This window comes from Loktanella sp. DJP18, from assembly GCF_049310965.1.
Taxonomy (GTDB): domain Bacteria; phylum Pseudomonadota; class Alphaproteobacteria; order Rhodobacterales; family Rhodobacteraceae; genus Loktanella.
The window spans coordinates 1-519 of sequence record NZ_JBMERN010000421.1 but is presented as its reverse complement, the minus strand read 5'-3'; the positions used below and the strand labels follow the sequence as shown (position 1 = coordinate 519).

Sequence of the window (519 nt, the reverse complement as noted above, 5' to 3'; positions counted from 1 at the left end):
TTGGCAAAAGTCTTGAAATATGCGGTGATCATAAGCCCTCACTTGAAATGCAGGGCCACGGTTAGCGGTCCAATGCGGCGAAGTTTGGGCGCGGCTGCGGTGCTTTCGGGATCGGACCAACGCAAAGGGTCGCGCCAGTGACCTGGCGCGACCCTTCCTCGTCCGATGGAGGTGGTGACTTACCGCACGACCGGTGTGGTGCTGGCGATATCTTCCGTGATCTGGGTGGTCTTGGCGACGGCAGCCGTGTTCACCTTGGAACCGACGACCAGGCCCAGGGCCACGATGGCAGCGGTCAGGACGACCCAGTCGACCGTCACGGCACCGTCTTCGTCGGCACGGAAGTTCTTGATGAAGTTCAGCATGTATATTCCCTCCTCAGGGTATCGCTAGTGTGTTGCATCCCTCGCCGGATCAGTGCTGGCCGGCCTCTTGTTGGCCGCTCCCCGTCTTGGATGGGCTATATTTGCCGATTGATTGCGTCTGAAATTGGGCCAGTTTCGCGCCATTTTTGGTAGG

1 protein-coding gene is annotated in these 519 nt (G+C 59.0%); it reads right to left on the bottom strand.

The features are described from left to right. Nucleotides 1-179: 179 nt before the first annotated feature. Nucleotides 180-365: a Flp family type IVb pilin gene (locus ACOI1H_RS26250; protein ID WP_422441303.1), complete on the bottom strand. Its 186-nt coding sequence runs from the start codon at nt 363-365 to the stop codon at nt 180-182. Nucleotides 366-519 lie beyond the last annotated feature (154 nt).